This window comes from Phocaeicola salanitronis DSM 18170, assembly GCF_000190575.1.
GTDB lineage: Bacteria > Bacteroidota > Bacteroidia > Bacteroidales > Bacteroidaceae > Phocaeicola > Phocaeicola salanitronis.
Genome location: NC_015164.1, coordinates 353703 through 374088 on the forward strand (window position 1 = coordinate 353703; position 20386 = coordinate 374088).

15 protein-coding genes are annotated in these 20386 nt (G+C 44.7%); 10 read left to right on the forward strand and 5 right to left on the reverse strand.

What is annotated here, in order from left to right; genetic code table 11:
- Positions 1–3 precede the first annotated feature (3 nt).
- Positions 4–1938: a ComEC/Rec2 family competence protein gene (locus BACSA_RS01560; protein WP_169311432.1), complete on the forward strand. Its 1935-nt coding sequence runs from the start codon at positions 4–6 to the stop codon at positions 1936–1938.
- A gap of 113 nt (positions 1939–2051) precedes the next feature.
- Here BACSA_RS01560 and BACSA_RS01565 read toward each other — a convergent pair whose 3' ends face one another.
- Both BACSA_RS01565 and BACSA_RS01570 read right to left on the reverse strand, forming a co-directional pair.
- Positions 2052–3410 carry an MFS transporter gene (locus tag BACSA_RS01565; protein ID WP_013616372.1) on the reverse strand — a complete coding sequence of 453 codons (1359 nt, stop codon included), beginning with the start codon at positions 3408–3410 and terminating at the stop codon, positions 2052–2054.
- 205 nt (positions 3411–3615) lie between these two features.
- Positions 3616–6285, reverse strand: a complete 2670-nt coding sequence (locus BACSA_RS01570; RefSeq protein ID WP_013616373.1) for a 4-alpha-glucanotransferase — start codon at positions 6283–6285, stop codon at positions 3616–3618.
- A gap of 391 nt (positions 6286–6676) precedes the next feature.
- On the opposite strand from BACSA_RS01570, the gene pulA reads away from it, so the two are divergent.
- From pulA to BACSA_RS01610, 7 genes are all read left to right on the forward strand, one after another.
- A complete protein-coding gene (pulA, locus tag BACSA_RS01575; protein ID WP_013616374.1) occupies positions 6677–8671 on the forward strand; it encodes a type I pullulanase in 1995 nt (664 codons plus the stop codon).
- Positions 8672–9268: 597 nt separating this feature from the next.
- Positions 9269–9652, forward strand: coding sequence for a VOC family protein (locus tag BACSA_RS01585; RefSeq protein ID WP_041584166.1), 384 nt, complete (start codon positions 9269–9271; stop codon positions 9650–9652).
- 76 nt (positions 9653–9728) lie between these two features.
- A complete protein-coding gene (locus tag BACSA_RS01590) occupies positions 9729–10772 on the forward strand; it encodes a DHH family phosphoesterase (RefSeq protein ID WP_013616377.1) in 1044 nt (347 codons plus the stop codon).
- Positions 10773–10945: 173 nt separating this feature from the next.
- A complete protein-coding gene (locus tag BACSA_RS01595) occupies positions 10946–12145 on the forward strand; it encodes a hypothetical protein (RefSeq protein WP_052305954.1) in 1200 nt (399 codons plus the stop codon).
- Complete coding sequence (locus tag BACSA_RS01600) at positions 12135–12692, forward strand: condensin complex protein MksE (RefSeq protein WP_013616379.1); 558 nt, start codon at positions 12135–12137, stop codon at positions 12690–12692. The genes BACSA_RS01595 and BACSA_RS01600 overlap by 11 nt, the downstream gene beginning before the upstream one ends.
- Positions 12676–16326 (forward strand): ATP-binding protein, encoded by a 3651-nt coding sequence (locus BACSA_RS01605; RefSeq protein ID WP_041584168.1) that lies wholly within the window; start codon positions 12676–12678, stop codon positions 16324–16326. Before BACSA_RS01600 ends, BACSA_RS01605 begins: the two co-directional genes overlap by 17 nt.
- A 9-nt stretch (positions 16327–16335) precedes the next feature.
- The gene (locus BACSA_RS01610) at positions 16336–17187 is read left to right on the forward strand and encodes a DUF7281 domain-containing protein (RefSeq protein WP_013616381.1); all 852 of its coding nucleotides are present in this window, start codon (positions 16336–16338) and stop codon (positions 17185–17187) included.
- A gap of 40 nt (positions 17188–17227) precedes the next feature.
- On the opposite strand, the gene BACSA_RS20035 is transcribed toward BACSA_RS01610, so the two are convergent.
- Complete coding sequence (locus BACSA_RS20035) at positions 17228–17398, reverse strand: hypothetical protein (RefSeq protein WP_158098033.1); 171 nt, start codon at positions 17396–17398, stop codon at positions 17228–17230.
- Positions 17399–17627: 229 nt separating this feature from the next.
- Here BACSA_RS20035 and BACSA_RS01615 point away from each other — a divergent pair, with 229 nt between their 5' ends.
- Both BACSA_RS01615 and BACSA_RS01620 read left to right on the forward strand, forming a co-directional pair.
- A complete protein-coding gene (locus tag BACSA_RS01615) occupies positions 17628–18812 on the forward strand; it encodes an ATP-binding protein (RefSeq protein WP_013616382.1) in 1185 nt (394 codons plus the stop codon).
- A gap of 115 nt (positions 18813–18927) precedes the next feature.
- Positions 18928–19203, forward strand: coding sequence for a hypothetical protein (locus BACSA_RS01620; RefSeq protein ID WP_013616383.1), 276 nt, complete (start codon positions 18928–18930; stop codon positions 19201–19203).
- Positions 19204–19258: 55 nt separating this feature from the next.
- On the opposite strand, the gene BACSA_RS01625 is transcribed toward BACSA_RS01620, so the two are convergent.
- Together BACSA_RS01625 and BACSA_RS01630 are read right to left on the reverse strand one after the other, a co-directional pair.
- Complete coding sequence (locus BACSA_RS01625; RefSeq protein WP_013616384.1) at positions 19259–19771, reverse strand: DUF6155 family protein; 513 nt, start codon at positions 19769–19771, stop codon at positions 19259–19261.
- A 7-nt stretch (positions 19772–19778) separates the two neighbouring features.
- Positions 19779–20186: a hypothetical protein gene (locus BACSA_RS01630; protein ID WP_144005167.1), complete on the reverse strand. Its 408-nt coding sequence runs from the start codon at positions 20184–20186 to the stop codon at positions 19779–19781.
- Positions 20187–20386: the final 200 nt, after the last annotated feature.

Genomic DNA, 20386 nt, shown 5'->3' on the forward strand with positions numbered 1-20386 from the left:
GTTGTGTTGGCTGTCGGAATTGTTTTATCCGATTGGTTCTTTCCGGATTCGGCTTGTTTGATGTGGCTTGTAGGGGCATGGGGCATTGCTTTTCTGGGTGCCGTCGTGTGTTATCCGTTAAGCCGTTATCGTTGGCGTATGCTTTTCGGATGTATGGCTTATCTTGCTGCCGCTTTGTCGGGAGGCATTTTGTATCTGATAAATCGCGAAGCGGTACGTTTTGATTGGGCTGAAGGGCGTAATGTTTATGTAGGGACCATCCTTGACGTGCCCCATCCGAAAACCAAAACCATGCAGGCTGTAGTAGAAGTGGAGCAGGGAAGAAGCGTTTCCGATAGTATTTGGTATCCGGTGAGGCGGAAAGTCATGTTGTATTGGATGCCCGATTCCCTGCAAGGTGAATTGGCATGCGGTGACCGGCTTTGTTTTGAGGCAAATATCAGCCGTCCCGTTTCGGATGCGGATTTTTCCGGATTTGATTACGGCTTGTATTTGGAACGGCAGGGTATCGGAGGTACGGCGGTAGCTTTTACCGGATGTTGGCAAAGGTTGGATAATGCCGGTGCGCTTTCTTTCAGGCAGAAGGCCTTGTTATATCGCGAAAAGATTATAGAGACTTATCGCTTATGGGGATTGAAGGATGATGTGCAGGCAGTAGTGTCTGCCTTGACGGTTGGCGATAAGAGTGAACTGACCCGTGAATTGAAAGACAGCTATACCGCAGCGGGAACAAGCCACATTTTAGCCCTTTCGGGCATGCACGTTGTCATCCTTGCCCTCATTCTGTCTTGGCTGCTTTATCCGTTGCGCTATGTGCCTGGCGGTAGGTGGATAACCGGTTTTTTGATTGTGGTTTTCCTGTGGAGTTTCGCTTTTCTTTCCGGTTTAAGTCCTTCCGTGATTCGGGCGGTTGTCATGTATTCCTTGTGTGTCGCGGCGTCGGTTTTTACCGAAAGCCGGTTTTTAGGTGTTTCTTCGGTATCGCTGGCGGCTTTCCTGATGTTGGTATACCAGCCCTTGTATTTGTTCGACGTCAGTTTTCAGTTGTCTTTTGTCGCGGTACTTTCCCTTCTGTTGATATATCCGTTTATCGAAAGGCTGTTTCATTTCCGTTGGAAACCGCTTAATTGGCTTTGGAAGTCTATGGCGTTGACTATGGCTGCCCAATTGGGGACTTTGCCTTTCATTTTGTGTTATTTCGGCACGTTCCCTACGTATTTCTTGCTTGCCAATCTGGTAGTAACCCCTTTATCTATCGTTATTTTAGGTCTGGCATTGGTCTGTCTGCTTTTCGGGGCGGTGCCTTGGCTCGTAAAAGTCTTGGGTTTATCGGTTGAGTTATTGAACGGAATCATGGAGTGGGTGCAAGGCTTGTCTGGCTCTCAAATTACCTCTGTTTATTTATCTCCGGTGCAGGCTGGGGTGTTTGCCTTGTCTTTGATAAGTTTTCTGTTGTATCTGTCACGCCGGTCTGCCCGCCGGTTGATAGGGGTTTTGTGTTGTACGAATTTGTTTTTGGGTATGCTGCTTTTCGAATGCATGGCTCCTGCCGCTGACTATTTGTATTTCACGCGTGCCGGGATTTATACCAAGCGGGAAAGGAATGTTTCGCAACTGGTTTCCGAAACGAACCTGTACCGGATTCAGAACTTGCAAGTGGCGTTGGCAAATGACGGCAGGTGGAAAAACAAGCTGTCCAGCGAGCGTCTTGCCATTGATTATGTGTATGTCTGCAAAGGCTTTAGCGGCACTATGGCAGGACTGAGTGAGTTGTTTCAGATTAATTATGTGATATTCGATGGTTCGTTGAGCGATGCTTATCGGGAGCGGTTGAAACAAGAATGCCGTTCGATAGGATTGGCTTATACGGATATTACGGAGAAGGGGGCTTATGCGACTGTACTTCACTCCTCTGATGCTGCCATTGTAGGCAGATGATATACAGGAGAAAAAATCGGCTGACGCAACCGCCTGCGTTGGTCCTCACAGGCGGCTGTGTCAGCCGATGTAACCGCTTGCGTCAGCACTTGCAGGCGGTCACGTTTTTTATCTCATTTCTTTTCCTTGATAATGCCTACACAGCAGGCGCCGATAATCAGCAAGATACCTGCCAGCACCAGCATGTTCACTTCGGGAGGGACACTTCCTTCACGGGTGAAAAGGTGGAGGATTTGTCCGCCTGTAGCAGCGGCTACGATTTGAGGGACACAGATTGTCCCGTTGAACAAACCTAAATACGTTCCCATGTGTCCGCCGCTTAAAGAATTGGTCAGGATGGTGAAGGGCAGAGCCAGCATCGCAGTCCAGGCGCAACCGATGAGCAAGAATGATACAAACAGGGTATATTGGTTATGGATAAAGAATGTCGAAATAAAGCCGATTCCTCCCAGTATCAGGCTAAGCGAGTAAACCAGTTTGCGGTTTTTAAACGAAGGCAATATCGCAGCCCAGATTACCGAGCCGATTGCCTGTACGGCAAAGAGGATGCCTACCCAATTGCTGGCGTCCTGGTATTCGGGCGATTGGGTATTGAGCACCAAGGAGGTGACTCCGTCTTTTACGATTTCTACCGAAGGAGTGCCGAATACATTGGCAGCTACCGTTCCGTTGGTATAAGTCCACATGAACATGAAGGCGGCCCAGCAGAAGAATTGCACCAAGCCTACTGTCCAAAAGGCTTTCGGCGCATTCGCCAATAGCTTGAATACATTTACCTTTTCTTCTTTGTCGTTGTTGGTGATGCCATGATATTCGGCATAGAGCTGGGGCGGATATTCTTTTACCTTTATTGTGGTGTAGATGACGCATAATATCAGGATAGCGGCTCCTACATAGAACGAATAGATAACCGAATCGGGGATTACGCCTTTGGGCGCAATGTTGCTGATGCCGATGGCTGCAAAAATAAAGGGGAAAAGATAACCGGCAAGGCTTCCGGCATTGCACAGGAAGCTTTGGATAGCGTAAGCCAGCCCTTTCTGTTTTTCGTTTACCATGTCGCCGACCATCATTTTAAACGGCTGCATGGCTATATTGATGGAGGTGTCGAGCAGCATAAGCGACACAAGTCCGAATATCATCGCTTCTGATACGCTCATCCCGAAACTTCCGGCATTGGGCAACATGCACATTACCAATACAGCGATGAGCGCTCCGATAAACAGATAAGGGATACGCCTTCCGAAACGGCACCACGTACGGTCGCTGAACATGCCGATAAGGGGCTGTACGATAATGCCTGCCAAGGGAGGCAATATCCAAAAGTAGCTCAGGCTATGCGGGTCTGCCCCCAAGGTGGAGAAGATACGGCTGATGTTTGCGCTTTGAAGGGCATAAGCTATCTGTACGCCGAAAAAACCGAAACTAATGTTCCATAGTTTCCAAAAACTTAGGTTAGGTATTTCTTTCATGGTCTTTATATGTAAGTTATGCGAATCAGGAGTTAAACGTAGTTATGTTTCACAGGAGTTATCACTTCGTTCAGGAGTTAAATGCCAATACTCTTTCTTCTGAAACCGGAACAAAGGTATTGGCTTCTAACTCCCAGCCCGTCGGGCGGACGATAACTCCTTATAACTCCCTTTTAATTTCTGATTGGTATGAGTTAATGATGCGTTATCTTCCGCTTTCGTCTATCATCCGGCGGATTTTGTCATTGAATGCGTCTTGTTTCATCAGGCTTTCCAAGGACATGTGCATGCGCCAGCGCCAGTAATGTTTCGGGTTGGCAGGTACGTTTATCCGTTCGATGGCAATGTCGGGATTGCGCAAGGTTTCGTCCATAGATGTCCAGTCTTGCCACGTCAGGATGCACAGCATGGAAGGGCTGTACAGATGCCGGCGGATAACGTCTTCGCAGAGCCAGCCCGGTGCATGTTCGGGCAGTTCGCCCCAATGTCCCAGTTCATGATAGAAGAAGCGCGAGGCTACGTCCCGGTCTTCTTCCCACCAGCCCCGGAAGGTTGACATGTCGTGTGTGCCGATGGTGCAGACCGACCGGAACGGATAGGCATATACATGTCCGAACTCGTCTTCCGGATTCTTGGGCATCCGTTGGATTTCGAGCGAAAGAATCTGAAGCTGTTCCATAACCCAGGGCACACAGTCGGGAACCATACCTAAATCTTCGCCACACACCAGCATGGAGGTGGATTGTGTAAGGATAGGCAGCTTTTTCATGGCTTCCTGATACCAGAATTCGTTGTGGCGGCGGTAATAATAATCGTTGTACAGACGGTTGAAAGCATCTTTCTCCTGTTGGCTCAACCGGGTATAGATGAAATCGTTTTGTACGGCGATACGCGGGTGGTACATTTCCGGATTGTCGCGGTCTGGTATAAACAATACGTTGCTGACCAATGCATACAGCCCCTCTTTCAGGTCGTTATCCGGATTTTCCTGCCGGGCAAAGTAGCTCTCTATTTTCCGTTGGGTGTCAAACTCTGGACGCAGGGTATAGATATCGTGGTGTGAATGTTGCACGAAGGTATTCCGGACTTCCTGACTTTTTTCTCCAAACATGCTGTCGAGCATGGCGTCGTTAATGAACGGACGGGTCATGAATTCTTTCTGGAAATGCAGTCCGTAGCTTTCGATTTCTTCTGCGCTCATGGGCAATGCAGGTACAAACTGTCCCAAAAGCCCGTGTACGGAATGGGTCGGGATTTCCCAAATGCGGAAGAATCCCAAGATATGGTCGATACGGTAAGCGGTAAAATAGTCAGCCATTTTACGGAAACGGCGTTGCCACCATTGGTAGTTGTCTTTTTCCATGACCTTCCAGTTATAGGTCGGCATACCCCAGTTCTGTCCTTTGGTAGAAAAAGCATCGGGCGGTGCGCCGGCTTGTCCGTTCATGTTGAAATAATATGGCTCTATCCAGGCTTCTACGCTGGTGCGGCTGATGCCGATAGGAATGTCTCCTTTGACGATGACACCTTGCTCGCGCCCGTAGTTGCATGCATCAAGCAGTTGGATATGAAGCAGGTACTGAACGAAGCAGTGGAACGAGGTCTCGGGATAAGCTTCATTCTCAGGCGCACATAATTGCTCGGCAAATTCAGGCTGGTATGTGCTGTATGCTTGCCATTGGTGGAAGTCGGGGGTATGGAAATGGTCGCGCAAATAGCAGAAAGCGGCGTATGGACGTAGCCATTCGGCATTTTCCTGAAAGAAAGCCTGATAGCCTTCAGAAGAAAGAATGCTTTCTTGCTCTTGCTGGAATACGGCTTTCAGATAAGCACGCTTCCACTGGTTAACGGCTTCATAGTCAACCTGGGGCAGGGCATTAAGCTCGGTTCGTTTTTGTTCGAACGTTGCGGCTGCTTCTTTGTCTTGCAAGGAAGGAAGCTGGCGCAGGTCGACATACATGGGATGAAATGCGTAAATCGAAATGCTGCTGTACGGATAAGAGTCGGTCCATGTGCCTGTCATGGTCGTATCGTTAATCGGAAGTACCTGTACTGCATGTTGGTGTGTATCGGCTGCCCAGCGGATGAATGTCTTTAAGTCGCCGAAGTCGCCTACACCATAGCTGCCTTCCGAGCGGAGGGAGAATACAGGGATAGCGCTTCCTGCTACTTTGTATTTTTCGCTGGCGAAGAATATCTCTTCTTCCGGTGCGATATAGGTTTCCCCGGGTTGCAGGGATGGGGGAGTCATACGACGGTTGTCATGCGCTTCCCATTCAATGACCGTTCCGTTTTCCGGATTGACAATTGCATATTTGTATTCGAAGCTGGGAGGTAGTGTTGCTGCATCCAATGTCAGTTGCCATACGTTGGGCTGAATTTCGAACATACACAATAAAGCTGTTTTTCCCCAGTTGCCTAACACATTGCAGTTGCCTGTAATGCCCAGTACTCCTTCCTTCTTTTTGTTTAGAGGACAAAGGACACGGAAAACGATGCGTGTGTTGCATGAAATTTGAGGTATTGTGTCTGCCGGCTGGCATGTGTTCGCATTGCAAAAGGCTGAACTGAACCGGTAGGATGCCGATGGAAGGTCGCGCCAATTGTCTTGCACCAAATAGCAGCTGTCATCCCCAGCAGACAGATAGAGCGTATGAGGAAGCATGCCGAATTCTTGCCGGATGTTATGATTTTCGCGGCGCACTATATAACGGTACGTGATAAATGTAGCAGGAGCGTCCGGATGATAGTCGGTTTGTCCTTGCCAACAATAACCGTCTGCAGTAGACAATTCTACAACGGTTTTTTCATCAATGCAGACACATAGACTTTCACCCCATGTGGTGTGATACTGGATTCGAAAAGTTATAATCATAGTTATGGTATTAGAATTAAATTTGTGCAAAGATAGTCAGGCTGACCCATGACATTCGTGCTACAAAACAAAAATATAAATAAATATAAGTTTAAAATGCCTTTACAGGTATCTGTAGGCTGGTTTTATGGTACTCAAAATATAATATTGTTGTAGTATAATATTGGGTGAAAGCCGCTGGTAGCAGGCCTTTATTGTTCTCTTTTATCGTATAAGGGCATTCTTTGGAAAGTTCTATAAAACGTTTGGAAACACTCGGGCTATCTTTTGATTATCAGTAAGATAATGTTTGGGAAAGCTTCTATTTTTTTTCAATAGAAACAGGTATATGTCAGAAAGAGATACTTTTGAAGAAAATTCTTCTTTTTTATAAACATTAAATGTAAATACCATGAAGTTCAGACATTTGTTAGCTTTGCCGTTGCTGGCGGCAATGGGCTGTCAGCCCGTTCAGCGTGATTATGCTTTGTATGAAGATTATCCGATTGTGGAAGGAGATTGGATAGAAATGGCTTATTCTCCCGAATCTACAGAATTTGCTCTTTGGGCTCCTTCGGCAGAAGAAGTGAATGTAAAGCTATATGACGAAGGAACCGGAGGGGAGCCTGTTCAGGTATTGCCGATGAAGTCGGCAGAAAACGGTTTGTGGCGTACGGCTGTGGCACAGGATTTAATCGGGAAATTTTATACTTTTGATGTAAAGGTAAACGGAAACTGGCTGGGTGATACTCCGGGCGTATGGGCAAAAGCTGTAGGTGTTAATGGCGACCGGGCCGCAGTGATAGATTTGAATGCAACCGATCCGGAAGGATGGGAGCAGGATAAGCGTCCTGAATTGAAAAGCTTTGCTGATATTGTCCTTTATGAGATGCATCACCGGGATTTTTCCATTGATTCTTTATCGGGAATCGACCACCGAGGCAAGTTTTTGGCTCTGACGGAGAATGGGACAAAAACGGCTCGCGGGCAGAAAACAGGCATCGACCATCTGAAAGAGCTGGGTGTAACACACGTTCATATTTTGCCTTCGTTTGATTATTCATCAGTGGACGAAACGAAGCTGGATACTCCTCAGTACAATTGGGGATATGACCCGAAGAATTATAATGTGCCAGATGGTTCTTATTCGACCGACCCGTATGCCCCGGAGGTTCGTATCCGCGAATTTAAACAAATGGTGATGGCGCTGCATCAGGCAGGTATCCGTGTGGTGATGGATGTGGTGTATAATCATACGGCAGTGACCGAAGGGAGCAATTTCGAGCGTACCGTTCCCGGTTATTTTTATCGTCAGACGCCGGAAGGTAGTTTTGCCAATGCGTCGGCTTGTGGCAATGAAACGGCTTCCGAACGTGCGATGGTACGGAAATTCATGGTAGAAAGTGTGAAATACTGGGTGAACGAATACCATGTCGATGGTTTCCGCTTCGACTTGATGGGTATCCACGACTTGGAAACCATGCGTGCCATCCGTAAAGCTGTAGACGAAATAGACCCTACTATTTATATATATGGAGAAGGTTGGGCTGCAGGGGCGCCTCAATTGCCGATGGATTCGTTGGCGATGAAAAACAATATCGACCGCTTGTCACGTATTGCCGCATTTAGCGATGAATTTCGTGATAGCCTGCGCGGACCTTTCGGCAATGATGCTCAAGGTGCTTTCCTTGCCGGATTGAAAGGGCATGAGGCTGGTATTCGTTTCGGTATTGCAGGCGGCATCGAACATCCGCAAGTCAATGGCGAAGGGACTCATAAAGTGCCTAAATTCTGGGCATTACAGCCTACCCAATTTATCAGTTATGTAAGTTGTCACGATGACATGTGCTTGGCAGACAGGCTGAAGGCTACTATGCCACAAGCTTCGGTAAATGTGCGTAAAGATTTGCATAAGTTGGCATTGACAGCTGTATTGACTTCTCAAGGCGTGCCGTTTATCTTTGCGGGCGATGAAGTGATGCGCGACAAGCAGGGTGTTCATAATTCATTCAATAGTCCGGATGAAATCAATGCCATTCATTGGGAACTTAAAAAACAAAACCGGGACTTGTTCGATTATGTAAGCGGACTTATCGCAATGCGGCGTGCTCATCCGGCTTTCCGTATGGGGGATGCCGATTCGGTACGTAAATATCTGGAGTTCTTACCTGCAACCGAGGACAATGTGGTTGCGTTCCGCTTGAAAGGACAACCTAATGGGGATGCGTGGACGGATATAACGGTGATATTGAATGCGCGCGACCGTGCTACGTCTGTAGAATTGCCGGCAGGCGCTTGGCAGGTAGTATGCCGTGACGGACGGATTGCTCCGGATGCCGGATTGGGCACGTTGCAAGGAGGAAAGGTGAGCGTAGGCGCACGTTCGGCGTTGATTCTGCATCGTTAGTTATCTGTATGATTTTTATATCGAACACAGAGGCGCAGAGACACGGAGAAATTGACAATTCATGCGAATCGGGAGTTAAACGTAGTTATGTTTCACAGGAGTTATCACTTCGTTCAGGAGTTAAAAGCCAATAGCCTTGTTTCTGAAAGCGGTGTAAAAGGTATTGACATCTAACTCCCAGCCTGCCAAGCGGGCGATAACTACTTATAACTCCCTTTTAACTCCTGATTGTCAATTTTCAATTAAAAAACACTGTGCCTTCGTGTCTCTGTGTCCCATTCATATTTTCACAAACCGATTTTTTCTACTATCATAGATAGAATCGGTTTATAATCGTAATAGGTTTTATATTCCAACCCGTGGAATATACGTTCCAGCCCATGGAATATACATTCCAGCCCATGGAATATACGTTCCGGCTGGTGGAATATAAAATATAGTGTAGTTTTGTAGAAAAGGTTGACTGCTTTAAGCCTTATTCGTAGTACGAGTTGACTCGTATTATTACTATTCATGCACGGGGTTAACCCTGTGGCCTTTTTTCGATGAGGATTGCAGTTTGATGAAATTGTATTTCTTTATAGTAGGATTTGTATGATGAGAATAGACCATATTGCTTTGTATGTAAATGAGTTGGAAGAAGTGAAGGCGTTTTTTGTCCGCTACTTCGGGGCGGTTTCCAATGAGATGTATCATAATCCGCGGACGGGGTTACGTACGTATATCTTGTCCTTTGGCGATGGGGCAAGGCTGGAAATCATGTCGCGTCCCGACATGAAAGATGAGCCGAAAGATATGTTCCGCACCGGATACATTCATTTGTCTTTCGCTGTGGGAAGCCAATCGGAAGTGGATCGGTTGACCGGACTTCTTTATGACAATGGTTATCGGGTGGTAAGCGGTCCGCGTATTACAGGTGACGGCTATTATGAGAGTTGTATTGAGGGACCGGAAGGCAATCTGATTGAGATAACCGAATGAATTTTTGGCTTGGGGAATCCTGATATTTTCAATTTATCCCTATCTTTGTACTCTTAAATTTCAAATAATACAAGGTATGTTATCTAAAATCATTCTTCAAGCCAATATCGATAAGGTTGCCAAGTGTTTCGAGGCTGCCGATAAAATAGTGATTGTTTCCCATGTTTCGCCCGATGGGGATGCTATTGGTTCTTCGTTGGGATTGCTTCATTTCTTGGAAACGCAGGGAAAGGATGTGCACGTGATTGTTCCGAATGCATTTCCTGACTTTTTGCGCTGGATGCCCGGGGCAAAAGATGTGGTTCGTTATGACAAATATGGGGAATTTGCCGATAAACTGATATCGGAAGCAGACGTAATTTGTTGCCTTGATTTCAATGCCTTGTCTCGTATTGATGCGGTTGCGAAGCCGGTAGCAGAGGCGAAGGCTAAGAAAATCTTGATTGACCACCATCTGAATCCCGAAGGCTTTTGTCAGATTATTATTTCGCATCCGGAGATATCTTCTACCTCCGAACTGGTGTTCCGCCTGATTTGCCGTATGGGCTGTTTCGAGGATATAACTAAAGAGTGTGCCGAATGCATTTATACCGGCATGATGACCGATACGGGCGGGTTTACGTATAACTCGAACAACCAGGAGATTTATTTCATCATCAGTGAATTGCTGTCGAAAGGCATTGACAAGGACGAAATATATCGGAAAGTGTTCAATACGTATTCCGAAGACCGTTTGCGCTTGATGGGCTATGTCTTGTACGACAAGATGCAGGTGTACCCGCAATTTCGCTCTGCCTTGATTACGTTGACTAAAAGCGAGCAGAATAAGTTCCGCTATGTGAAAGGGGACACTGAAGGGTTTGTCAACATTCCGTTGCAGATAAAGAATGTTTGCTTTTCGGCTTTTCTCCGTGAAGATACCGAAAAGAATATGATTAAGATTTCCCTGCGCTCGGTAGGCGCTTTCCCCTGCAATAAGGTTGCGTCTGAGTTCTTTAATGGCGGAGGGCACCTGAACGCTTCGGGTGGAGAGTATTACGGCACGATGGACGAAGCCGTTCTGTTATTCAAGCAAGCCTTGGTGAAGTACGAGGATTTGTTGTTGAAAAACGGAGAATGATAGAATTGGACAAGAGGATTGTCCTCTTTAGGGAATGAAAACAATCATTCTAAATTAACGCAATGAGCGTGATGAACTGATGTCTCGTCCGTATTTGATATGTATGAGCATTCAAGTGTATGTCGTTGACAACGGTTTTGTGGTATCAAAGGCATTTACAGCGTTTTGAATATATGGATGTCCTGACGCATTTTAGAAGTATAGAAGAACTGACGAAAACGCTCTCACGTGAGCAAAGATTGCTAAGCGAGATGTTTGAGAAGCGGAAGCTTATGAAGTTTCCGTCGGGGCTTGCCATTGACCTTGTCGGAGGAAATGAACAAAGATTGAGAAAGCTGGTTGATTATGGTGTGCTGGTGGAATCCGGAAATGCAGTTGAGATTGAGAGCGACTATCTGAACTTCTTTGAGGAAGTGCTGAATGTCAATGAGGAAATTAGCGTATTAAGCGTACAGGAATGCATCAACACCCTGAAAGAGAATATCGGTTATTTCTTGCAAGAGACTAATCCCAACCGCAAAGCCGGATATCAGGATAGTGTGCGGCAACTTTTAAAGAAGACCGGATTCAGGACCCTGAAGAATGTGGTGGATTTGAAGCGAAATATGGACAATGCCTATAAGCAAGAACCCAATTATGTCATCAAAAAGAAGAAACTGGAGAATCTGGATGAAAAGAGCCATAGCATTCGTGCCATGATACGTGAATGTGAAAAACTGATGGATAATGAACACGCCTTTTTCATCATGGCCAATGATCCGCACATGGCAAAAACATGTAGCGATGTGAAGCATGATTTTGTAGAAGCCTATCATGCGCTAATGGAAATTGACAGACAGATTATTTCCTATATCAATCAGATAGACCTGCAAAATCAACTTTACAAAAAGATACGGAAGTTGAAGTACCTGCAAGATCAGTTGCTTATCAAGACTGACACGAACCTTGTAAAAGTTCTGGAAGAAAGGAATCCTCTTTGGATGGAATCCCGCCAATACAATAAGATTCGCCTGTCTTTAGAAATGCTAAGGGAAAACGATCAGGTAGTAAAGTTGCTGAGACGAATTGCCGAACGGAATGGGATACAGAAAACAGCCAGAACGGAAGCCGGGCCTCTGGGAGAGGAAGACTTGCAAGAACATATCCGGCAACTGAAGGAGGTGGATTCTGCCGAAGTCTGGAATGCATTTTTAGCATCAAGTTATAATCTGTTTGAATTCATTCTGAAGTATGACTATAAAGTAAAACGTAGCATAGAAGAACATGCTACTCTCTTCTGTCAGCTGGTTATCTTGCATCCTGATGAATGCCGGATAACAGGCGAATATGCAATTTATCAAGACATTGAATATCCTATAATTTATGCGAAATAATACTCAAAGAATATACGAGCGGTTAAGCCGGGGAGAGTTTCTTTCGGTAGACAGTGCAGATACCTCTGTCCGTCATCTGTATGAGGATATCGAGGAGAATTTGGAAGATTATACAGAATACTTCAAGGAAATCGGTCTGCAACTGGAATCTGGTAATGGTTACTTCTATTTTTCAAGAATAGGAGAGGGTAAACAGACGATAGAGCAGAAATTGGACAGCTTTTCAAAATGGCTTGACTATCTGGATTTTCTGAAATGCTATAATCAGTCATTTGCTGCAGGATATCAGTTTCGCAAAAGTCATTTGACAGAACAGATCAGTCTGGATATCGAACTGAAGGAAAAGGCAAACCGTTTGTTCAAAAAATACGGTGTGGGGTCTAATGTTGAAATAGTAAACAAACTGCTTCAGGAAATGCAGAACATGGGCTTTGCAGAGTGTATCAGCGAACTTGATGAGACCTTTAAGGTTACTTCGGCATTCCGCTATGTCGAAGAATTGGTTGAAATAATTCAAATTGCAAATGAAGATGAAATACCTGAATAAGATTATTTTTATCAATAGTGCCAATATTCCGTATGCAGAGATATCTGTAGACGGGAATGTGCATTTCACAGGGACTCAGGGTGTCGGTAAAAGTACGGTATTGAGGGCACTGCTGTTTTTCTACAATGCGGATAAACAGCATTTGGGTATTCAACAGGGACAGAAATCGTTTGATGAATTTTATTTTCGCCAGTCAAACTCTTATATACTTTATGAAGTGATTCGAGACAATGGCGCATATACGATACTTGTCGGCAGATATCAGGGACGCGCTTCATGGCGGTTTATTGATGCACCTTATCAGCGTGAATGGCTAATAGACGATGACAAGCAGGTATTGAGTGACTGGGTGAAGATTCGCGAACGTATAGACAAAGACGTAGCTGTTTCTGCAAGAATCGAGTCCGGTGTGATGTTCAAGGATATAATCTTTGGCAACACTCATGACCATAAATATGCGCGTTATGCACTGGTGCAGAGCTCGCATTATCAGAATATCCCACGAAGCATTCAGAATGTCTTTCTGAATACCAAACTTGATGCGGACTTTGTAAAGAATACGATTATACAATCCATGACTGATGAGGATTTGCCGATTGATTTGCAGACCTACAGACGGCTTGTTACAGATTTTGAGCGGGAGTATGACGAGATAGACTGTTGGTTCCGGCAAACACGTGATGGCAGTTACCCTGTGCGTCAGCAAGCATTGAAGATAGCTGAACAGGGCCGTACAATTGTAGCACTCGACCAGCAGTTGTCTGACGTATGGCACATGCTTAATCATGCTGTAGCTTATAGTGAAAAGCATATACCTCTTTTGGAGATAGAAGCCGCAGAAGTTGAAGCGGACATAGAGAAAGAGCATAACCGTGAAAAGGAACTTACGGCAGAATATGATAAAGAAAAAGACGCACTCAATCAGGACCTTGGTGCCCAAAAGGGTAAATTGAAGGAAATAGCACAGGCAAGAAAGTATTTCGCTGACGAGGGTATTGATGACAAACTCGCTCTTGCCGGTCGTGAGTCTGCTATCAGACAGGAGGCTGCTGATAAACAGACGCTATTGGATGATTTGTTGAAAGCTTATGCATCGATAGAAGAAAAGTACAACATTGCAAGAGGTAAACTGGAAAATGCACGTCAGGCGTTTGGGAACATGCAGAAAGAAGCATATTATCAGAAACAGACCGAACTTCAGATAAAGCGTAAGAGTTTGGAAGAAGAACGTACCAGAAACAGGAATCAGGTTATGGAGACTTTCAACAGCTGGCGACACGACTCTGACGAACGTCTGCAAATGTTGTTGACCGAACAGAACAGGACTGAAAATGCGCTGAAGGAACTCCGGCATTGGCATCCCAAAGCTACTGAAATAAAGCAAGTAGATGAGGAACTGCAACAATTGAATTTTTCGGAAAAAGAGAATGCGGCCCAACAGACAGCGGTAAAAAATCAGATTGCCCGGATTACTGCCGTGTATGAGATGAAAGAAACGGAGATAAAACAAGCCTCTCAGCGTGAGCAGGAACGTCTTGACGCTGACCGCACACAAATGCGTGAACAAATCGCGAAGATTCATGATTTATTGGATCGTTTAGACGGTTCTCTTTACAAGTGGCTTTGTGAAAACGCTGAAGGTTGGGAGAACACGATAGGCAAAGTCGTTGACGAAGAGAGGATTCTATATGCTCAAGGGCTTGACCCTCAGTTGGACACTGTGGCTAATGGTATGTTTGGCGTAAAGTTAAACCTGGATAATATTGCCTCTGTGCATCGTACGCCTGATGAATATAGATTGGAGAAGAATAACCTGGAAGAGCAGGTACGGCAGATTAACCATCAGCTTACGCAATTGCCTGTTACTCTTCAGGAAGAGATAGCTAAACTTGGCAAGAAATATGCTGTACAGGTCAATCCGCTTCGTCAGAAAATGACATCGTTGAAGGTGGAAGAAGAACAGGTGCCAGCCAAGCGGCAGAACCTGCAAAACCGCAGGCATAAGCTGGAGATGGAAGAACAGGAACAGATTGCCCGAGAAAAAGACGTTCGTGAACATTACTTTAATGAGGCAGTACTGCATGTGAATTCGGAGAAGGAGGCGCGCAATAAGTATGAATTGAAAAATAAAAAGGACCTTAAGGAGCTCGATTCATCGTTTAATAAAGCAGCCAAAGCACTCGATGAGGAATTGCGTATTTTCAAGGAGTCGCAAGATGCTGTAGCGGCCGAACGTAATCAGGAATTCGCCGCACAGAAGCAACAACTCAACGAACAGCAGAAAGCCGAACTTGCAGGCAAGGGCGTTGATACGAACCTGCTCGAGCAATACCGCAGGGCGTTAGAGAATTTAAAGGCTCTGTTGATGAGGATTGATGAAGAACGTTCAATTGTTATCAGATATCGCGACACAGAGCAAAATCTTTTTGCCAAGGAGCCGGAAATCAAAAAGGCAATTAAGACTATAGAGCAGCGGCTCGCCATGATACGTCAGCGTTATGAAGACAGGCGGACACGTATCGGGAAAAAATGTAAAGAAATGGAAGAGCGTCAGAAAAAGGTTCGTGGTGAACTGACGCATAGGAGAGAAGGCTTGACGCTTTATCATCAGATGGTAGAAAATGAGCATCTGGTGCCTGATGCTTTCCTCTCTGATGACAAGATGAAGAAGACCGAGTTGGATTGTCAGCAACTTTTAAGTCAACTTCGAGGTACGGTCAATCAGAAGCGTGAATCGATAGACAAGCTTAAATCCATAGTTGTCAGTTTCAATCGTAACTTTAAGCCCCAAAATGCTTTCCATTTCAATACAATGCCTGTAACAGACAATGACTATTTGGAGATTGCAGCGGATTTGCAGGACTTTATGGACAATAATAAAATCGAGGAGTTCCGCAGACGTACCAGCGAGCATTATAAAGATATTTTGGGACGTATCTCGGCGGAAATCGGTTCACTGATGAAACGCAGGTCGGATGTGGATGGGGTGATACAGGATATAAACCGTGATTTTATAGAAAAGAATTTTGCAGGAGTAATCAAGAGTATTGAACTTAGGGCAGATGAGTCATCTGACAAACTCATGAAACTGCTTATATCCATTCACGATTATGCGGTAGAGAATGCTTTTTCTATCGGCGAACTGAACCTTTTCTCAAATAATAATCGGGATGAAGTGAACCGTAAGGTCGTAGATTATCTGAAGAGCCTGTCTCATCAGTTGCAGAACGAACCGAATCGTCCGACTGTATCTTTGGGGGACGCTTTCCGTTTACAGTTCCGTGTGAAAGAGAACGACAATGACACCGGCTGGGTTGAACGTATTAATAATGTAGGATCGGATGGTACGGATATTCTTGTGAAAGCAATGGTTAATATCATGCTCATCAATGTGTTTAAGAAAAAGGCTGCCAAAAAAAGTGGTGATTTTATCGTACACTGCATGATGGATGAGATAGGTCGCTTGCATCCTACCAATATAAAAGGCATTCTGCAGTTTGCCAATTCACGCAATATCTATCTTATTAACAGTTCACCTACATCGTATAATCCATACGACTACCGCTATACATACCTGTTAAGTAAGCATGGAGTAAGGACAAGAGTAGAGAAATTGTTGAAACGAATAAATTAATCGGATAATATGGCAATAAGTGCGTCTATACAAGCATTGCTAGCCGGTGAACTGGTTGCCGGGTCGAGGCTGAACAGTAAGTTGCTTGATGAGCTGTTGGCAGAAGGTCTGCTGTTGGTTGTATCACGTGGCTCAAGAAAATCATATCGTGCCCGTGATGCTGAGGCGCTGAAAAGATTTCTTATAGACAAGGACGAGAGTTTCCGTATTATCGAAGCAAATGCTTTAGATTCCCGTGCCACAATGGCTGCGGAGACAGGAAACTCCAAACTCGTCATGGTCCGTTCCTGTCCGGGATTTCCTGTAAACAGTTATGAACCTATTGAGTGTTTTCTTGACGAAAATCCATTTGTGGTAAATCCGCAGGAAGGAAGCTTCCTTTTTGTCTCGGACTGGGAGAAATTTACAATTCCGGAAGATACAGTGGTGATTGGTGTGGAGAATATGGACAATTTCAGGATGATTCGCAGGCAGCGGACACTCTTTGATAGATATCTTCATAATCATGCTCTTTCAGATAAAGTACTTTTCGTATCCAGGTATCCGCAATCGACCGACCTTAGGAAATGGCTGTGTACTATATCCAATCATTATCTTCACTTCGGTGACTTTGATTTGGCAGGAATAAACATATTTCTCTATGAGTTTCAGCAATATTTGGGCAAAGAACGTTCTTCCTATTTAATTCCGGATGATATAGAATCCCGTTTGAAGTCCGGTTCCCGGAAAAGATATGATGAACAGTATTACCGTTTCAAAGACATTAAGTCGGATGTGTGCGAATTACAACAGTTGATAGATTTAATTCATCATGAGCGAAAAGCTTATGATCAAGAGGGTTACATATGTTGTAATCCGTAGAAACGGATAAGAATTGAAAGTTATAAAAATGCTGTCTTATCTAAGAAGCTGTTTTGAATTTCTCCAAAAAGTTTTTCTTGGCTTGATGTATCCGTTTTCGTGTGTGCTTTGGGCGATTTTTTGGTCCTTTTCGCTCCTGTTCTTCGTCAGATAGCCCGCTATCTTCCTCATCACAGAAGCGAAAATGCCTCAAAAACTCATCCCAAATCATCGCACGATAAATTCAAAACAGCTTCTAAAACCTGCAGCAGTTATTTAGGATTAGTCACGCATATAGGTTCATCTGCTGTAAGATTATTAATCTTCAGGCTGCAAGATTATTAATCTTACACCAGGCGAAGTTCTCTGTTTTTCTTGTAAATCCATGATTATTACTCAAATAAATTTGTTACTTTTGCTATGAGTAAAAGTTTTCATTGCATTGAGTAAAATGTAACAATATGTATAAACGAGCAGAATATCAGTTGATTACAGAGCGCATGAAAGAGCCTCGTAGGTTCATTCAAGTCGTTATGGGTGCCCGGCAGATAGGAAAATCAACGGTGGTCAAACAAGTGCTGAAAGATTTGGATATGCCTTACCAGTTCTTTTCTGCCGACAATGTACCTGCCACGAACAGTGCGTGGATTTCCGATTGTTGGGCGGCTGTGCGAAGCTTGAAGGAGAGCAAAGGCTGGGGAAGCGTTATCCTTGTAATTGATGAGATACAGAAGATTGCCAACTGGAGCGAAGTGGTGAAAAAGGAGTGGGACGATGATACATTCCATGACCGCGACATTAAGGTCTTGATTTTGGGGAGTAGTCGCGTATTATTGGAAAAGGGATTGTCTGAGTCATTGGCTGGGCGATTCGAAGAAATACGCATGAGCCATTGGAATTATCAGGAAATGAAGGAATGCTTCGGTTTCTCGCTTGACCAATATATGTTTTACGGAGGCTACCCTGGTGCGGCTACTTTAATTGGCGATGAAGACCGCTTCAGCCAATACATTCAGTCGGCTATCATCGAGGCTACCATTAACAAAGACATTCTGATGGATACGCCGATAAGTAAACCAGCTTTACTTCGGCAGACCTTTGAGTTGGGTGCTGCTTATTCGGGCGAATTGCTTTCGTTGAACAAGATGTTAGGTTCGCTTCAAGATGCAGGGAACACGGTGACATTGGCAGGCTATATCAATCTGTTGGATGAAAGCGGATTGCTTTGCGGGCTTCAGAAATTTAGCGTGGCTATGGCAAGGCGGCGTGCTAGTATTCCTAAGTTGCAGGTATATAACAATGCCTTGAAGATGGTGTATAGCCCGTTGACCTTTGAACAAGCCATTCTCAACCGTAAGGCATGGGGACGAATTTTTGAATCGGGTATCGGTGCCTATTTGGTAAGCCAAGCCTTTGTGTATCGTTTTGAAGTGTACTATTGGCGTGAACGGGATGATGAAGTCGATTTCGTTTTGCGCAAGAAAGGTTCGGTGGTCGCCATTGAGGTGAAAAGCAATGCGGAGAAGCGGACGGACGGGTTGGATAAGTTTCGTAAACTTTTCAATCCGCAAGCTGCATTTATTGTAGGTGATGGTGGCATCAGTGCGGAAGATTTTCTTTCGATGGATGTGAGGAAACTCTTCTGAGGAGGTTAAGCCTTCAAGTCAATGAATTAAGAATAATAAAAAGGAAAAACTATGGATACATTAAGTTTCACGAAAGTAAAATCATTGTTCATCCTAACTTTAATACAAAGAGACGATGGACAAAAGAAACAAACTTTGGAGACGCCAACAAATGGCGCGTGTGTTTAAGGCTCGCATGATTCTTTATGCAGCTTATGGAATTCCTGTTATCCGTGAGGATGGAAGTATAGACAATCATCCACATTGGTTCGAACTGGCAAAGGACAAATGGGCAAAGGTTTATCAAACCACAGGAACTCCGTGTAGTTGCTGGATGTGCAGAGGAGAAAAGTACAATCGTAAAGAATATAAAAAGGAAACTTTGCGCATTATCCGGGAGTCAATGGAGTAGAAATTGGGAAAGCCATTCTTTGTGTATCTAAGCAGGGAATGGTTTTCTTTTTTAGTTACCTGTATTGGTGATAGATTTCTGAAAGCATATCATAAAATCCCCAACCACAGTTGCTGGCATTATCAAGCAATTTCTCTATCCGTTCATAATATTGCGCCAATAAACCATGCATGAAAATAAACTTCATGGCTTTGTCGAAGTTGTTTTCCAAAGTAATGTAATATTGCTCCCACATGTCGCCAAAAGTCACGGTATATTCGCACCCCTGTTCGATGTAGAAAAGCATTAGGTCTGCGACATAAGTCGGTTCAGTTTTCAGTTTTTGGAAATCAGAGATGACTTTCCGGCATTTGGCGAATGAGGGCTTTTCCGAGAAACCACGGGTAGAGAAAAATTCCTGCCGGATGGCTTTCTTGCATTTCTCCAATTCGGCATTGCTGTCGGGAGTGAGATAGAACTCCAGATAGTCCTTGGCTTCTTTACGTGCGTCATACAGTTCAAGCATCACTTCTATGACTTGTTCTTTGGATAGTGTTTGAAGGTATTTCTTCAATTTTGCTTTTGACATACTTGATTTATTTTAAGGATTGATTGTGATTCATGAGTTTTTCCACGAGCGGCACATAATACTCCCGTACTTCTTCCGCCGTAGGTGTATGCCCACCGGGAAAATGATAGGCGTGCGTATAGTGTTGCAGGAACAACGGTTCAAAATGTGCCAGATGGTCATTCTCCCCAAACAATCCCCAAATGCGGTCGGAGAGTTTTGGGTGTGAATTGCCCCACTGGTGAGCTTGTACTTCGGCAAATTCGTCTATCAACAGTTGGTCTATTACGAGTTTCTGGTGCCCATCTGCCCGTAGCGATTTATATTCATGCGCTCCGATGCGTTCAATGAGAAAGCGAGTCATTTCTAAGTAAGGATTGCCCAATAAGGCAGGTATTCCCAAACGTGATGCCACTATCTGTGGAACAGAACCCACAAAGCAGCCGTCAGCAAACAAGTAAAGATAAAACCTAACCCGTTTGAAATGAGCGGTTTTTCACTATTCTGCCAAATGCCGGAAACGCAACGGAGTGCGGAATATTGAGCCATTTCAGTTACCAAGCCGTTAGCCGTCAGTTACCGAAGCAAGGACAGGTAACGCACAGAAAATGAAATTGTTGCAAGCCCGTGCCGATT

What these genes read in the sequence shown, in the direction of transcription:
- BACSA_RS01610 (WP_013616381.1), top strand. Translation starts at nt 16,336, where the DNA reads ATGGCAATAAGTGCGTCTATACAAGCATTGCTAGCCGGTGAACTGGTT.
- BACSA_RS01595 (WP_052305954.1), top strand. Translation starts at nt 10,946, where the DNA reads ATGGATGTCCTGACGCATTTTAGAAGTATAGAAGAACTGACGAAAACG.
- BACSA_RS20035 (WP_158098033.1), bottom strand. Translation starts at nt 17,398, where the DNA reads ATGATTTGGGATGAGTTTTTGAGGCATTTTCGCTTCTGTGATGAGGAA.
- pulA (WP_013616374.1), top strand. Translation starts at nt 6,677, where the DNA reads ATGAAGTTCAGACATTTGTTAGCTTTGCCGTTGCTGGCGGCAATGGGC.
- BACSA_RS01600 (WP_013616379.1), top strand. Translation starts at nt 12,135, where the DNA reads ATGCGAAATAATACTCAAAGAATATACGAGCGGTTAAGCCGGGGAGAG.
- BACSA_RS01570 (WP_013616373.1), bottom strand. Translation starts at nt 6,285, where the DNA reads ATGATTATAACTTTTCGAATCCAGTATCACACCACATGGGGTGAAAGT.
- BACSA_RS01605 (WP_041584168.1), top strand. Translation starts at nt 12,676, where the DNA reads ATGAAATACCTGAATAAGATTATTTTTATCAATAGTGCCAATATTCCG.
- BACSA_RS01620 (WP_013616383.1), top strand. Translation starts at nt 18,928, where the DNA reads ATGGACAAAAGAAACAAACTTTGGAGACGCCAACAAATGGCGCGTGTG.
- BACSA_RS01565 (WP_013616372.1), bottom strand. Translation starts at nt 3,410, where the DNA reads ATGAAAGAAATACCTAACCTAAGTTTTTGGAAACTATGGAACATTAGT.
- BACSA_RS01625 (WP_013616384.1), bottom strand. Translation starts at nt 19,771, where the DNA reads ATGTCAAAAGCAAAATTGAAGAAATACCTTCAAACACTATCCAAAGAA.
- BACSA_RS01590 (WP_013616377.1), top strand. Translation starts at nt 9,729, where the DNA reads ATGTTATCTAAAATCATTCTTCAAGCCAATATCGATAAGGTTGCCAAG.
- BACSA_RS01615 (WP_013616382.1), top strand. Translation starts at nt 17,628, where the DNA reads ATGTATAAACGAGCAGAATATCAGTTGATTACAGAGCGCATGAAAGAG.
- BACSA_RS01585 (WP_041584166.1), top strand. Translation starts at nt 9,269, where the DNA reads ATGAGAATAGACCATATTGCTTTGTATGTAAATGAGTTGGAAGAAGTG.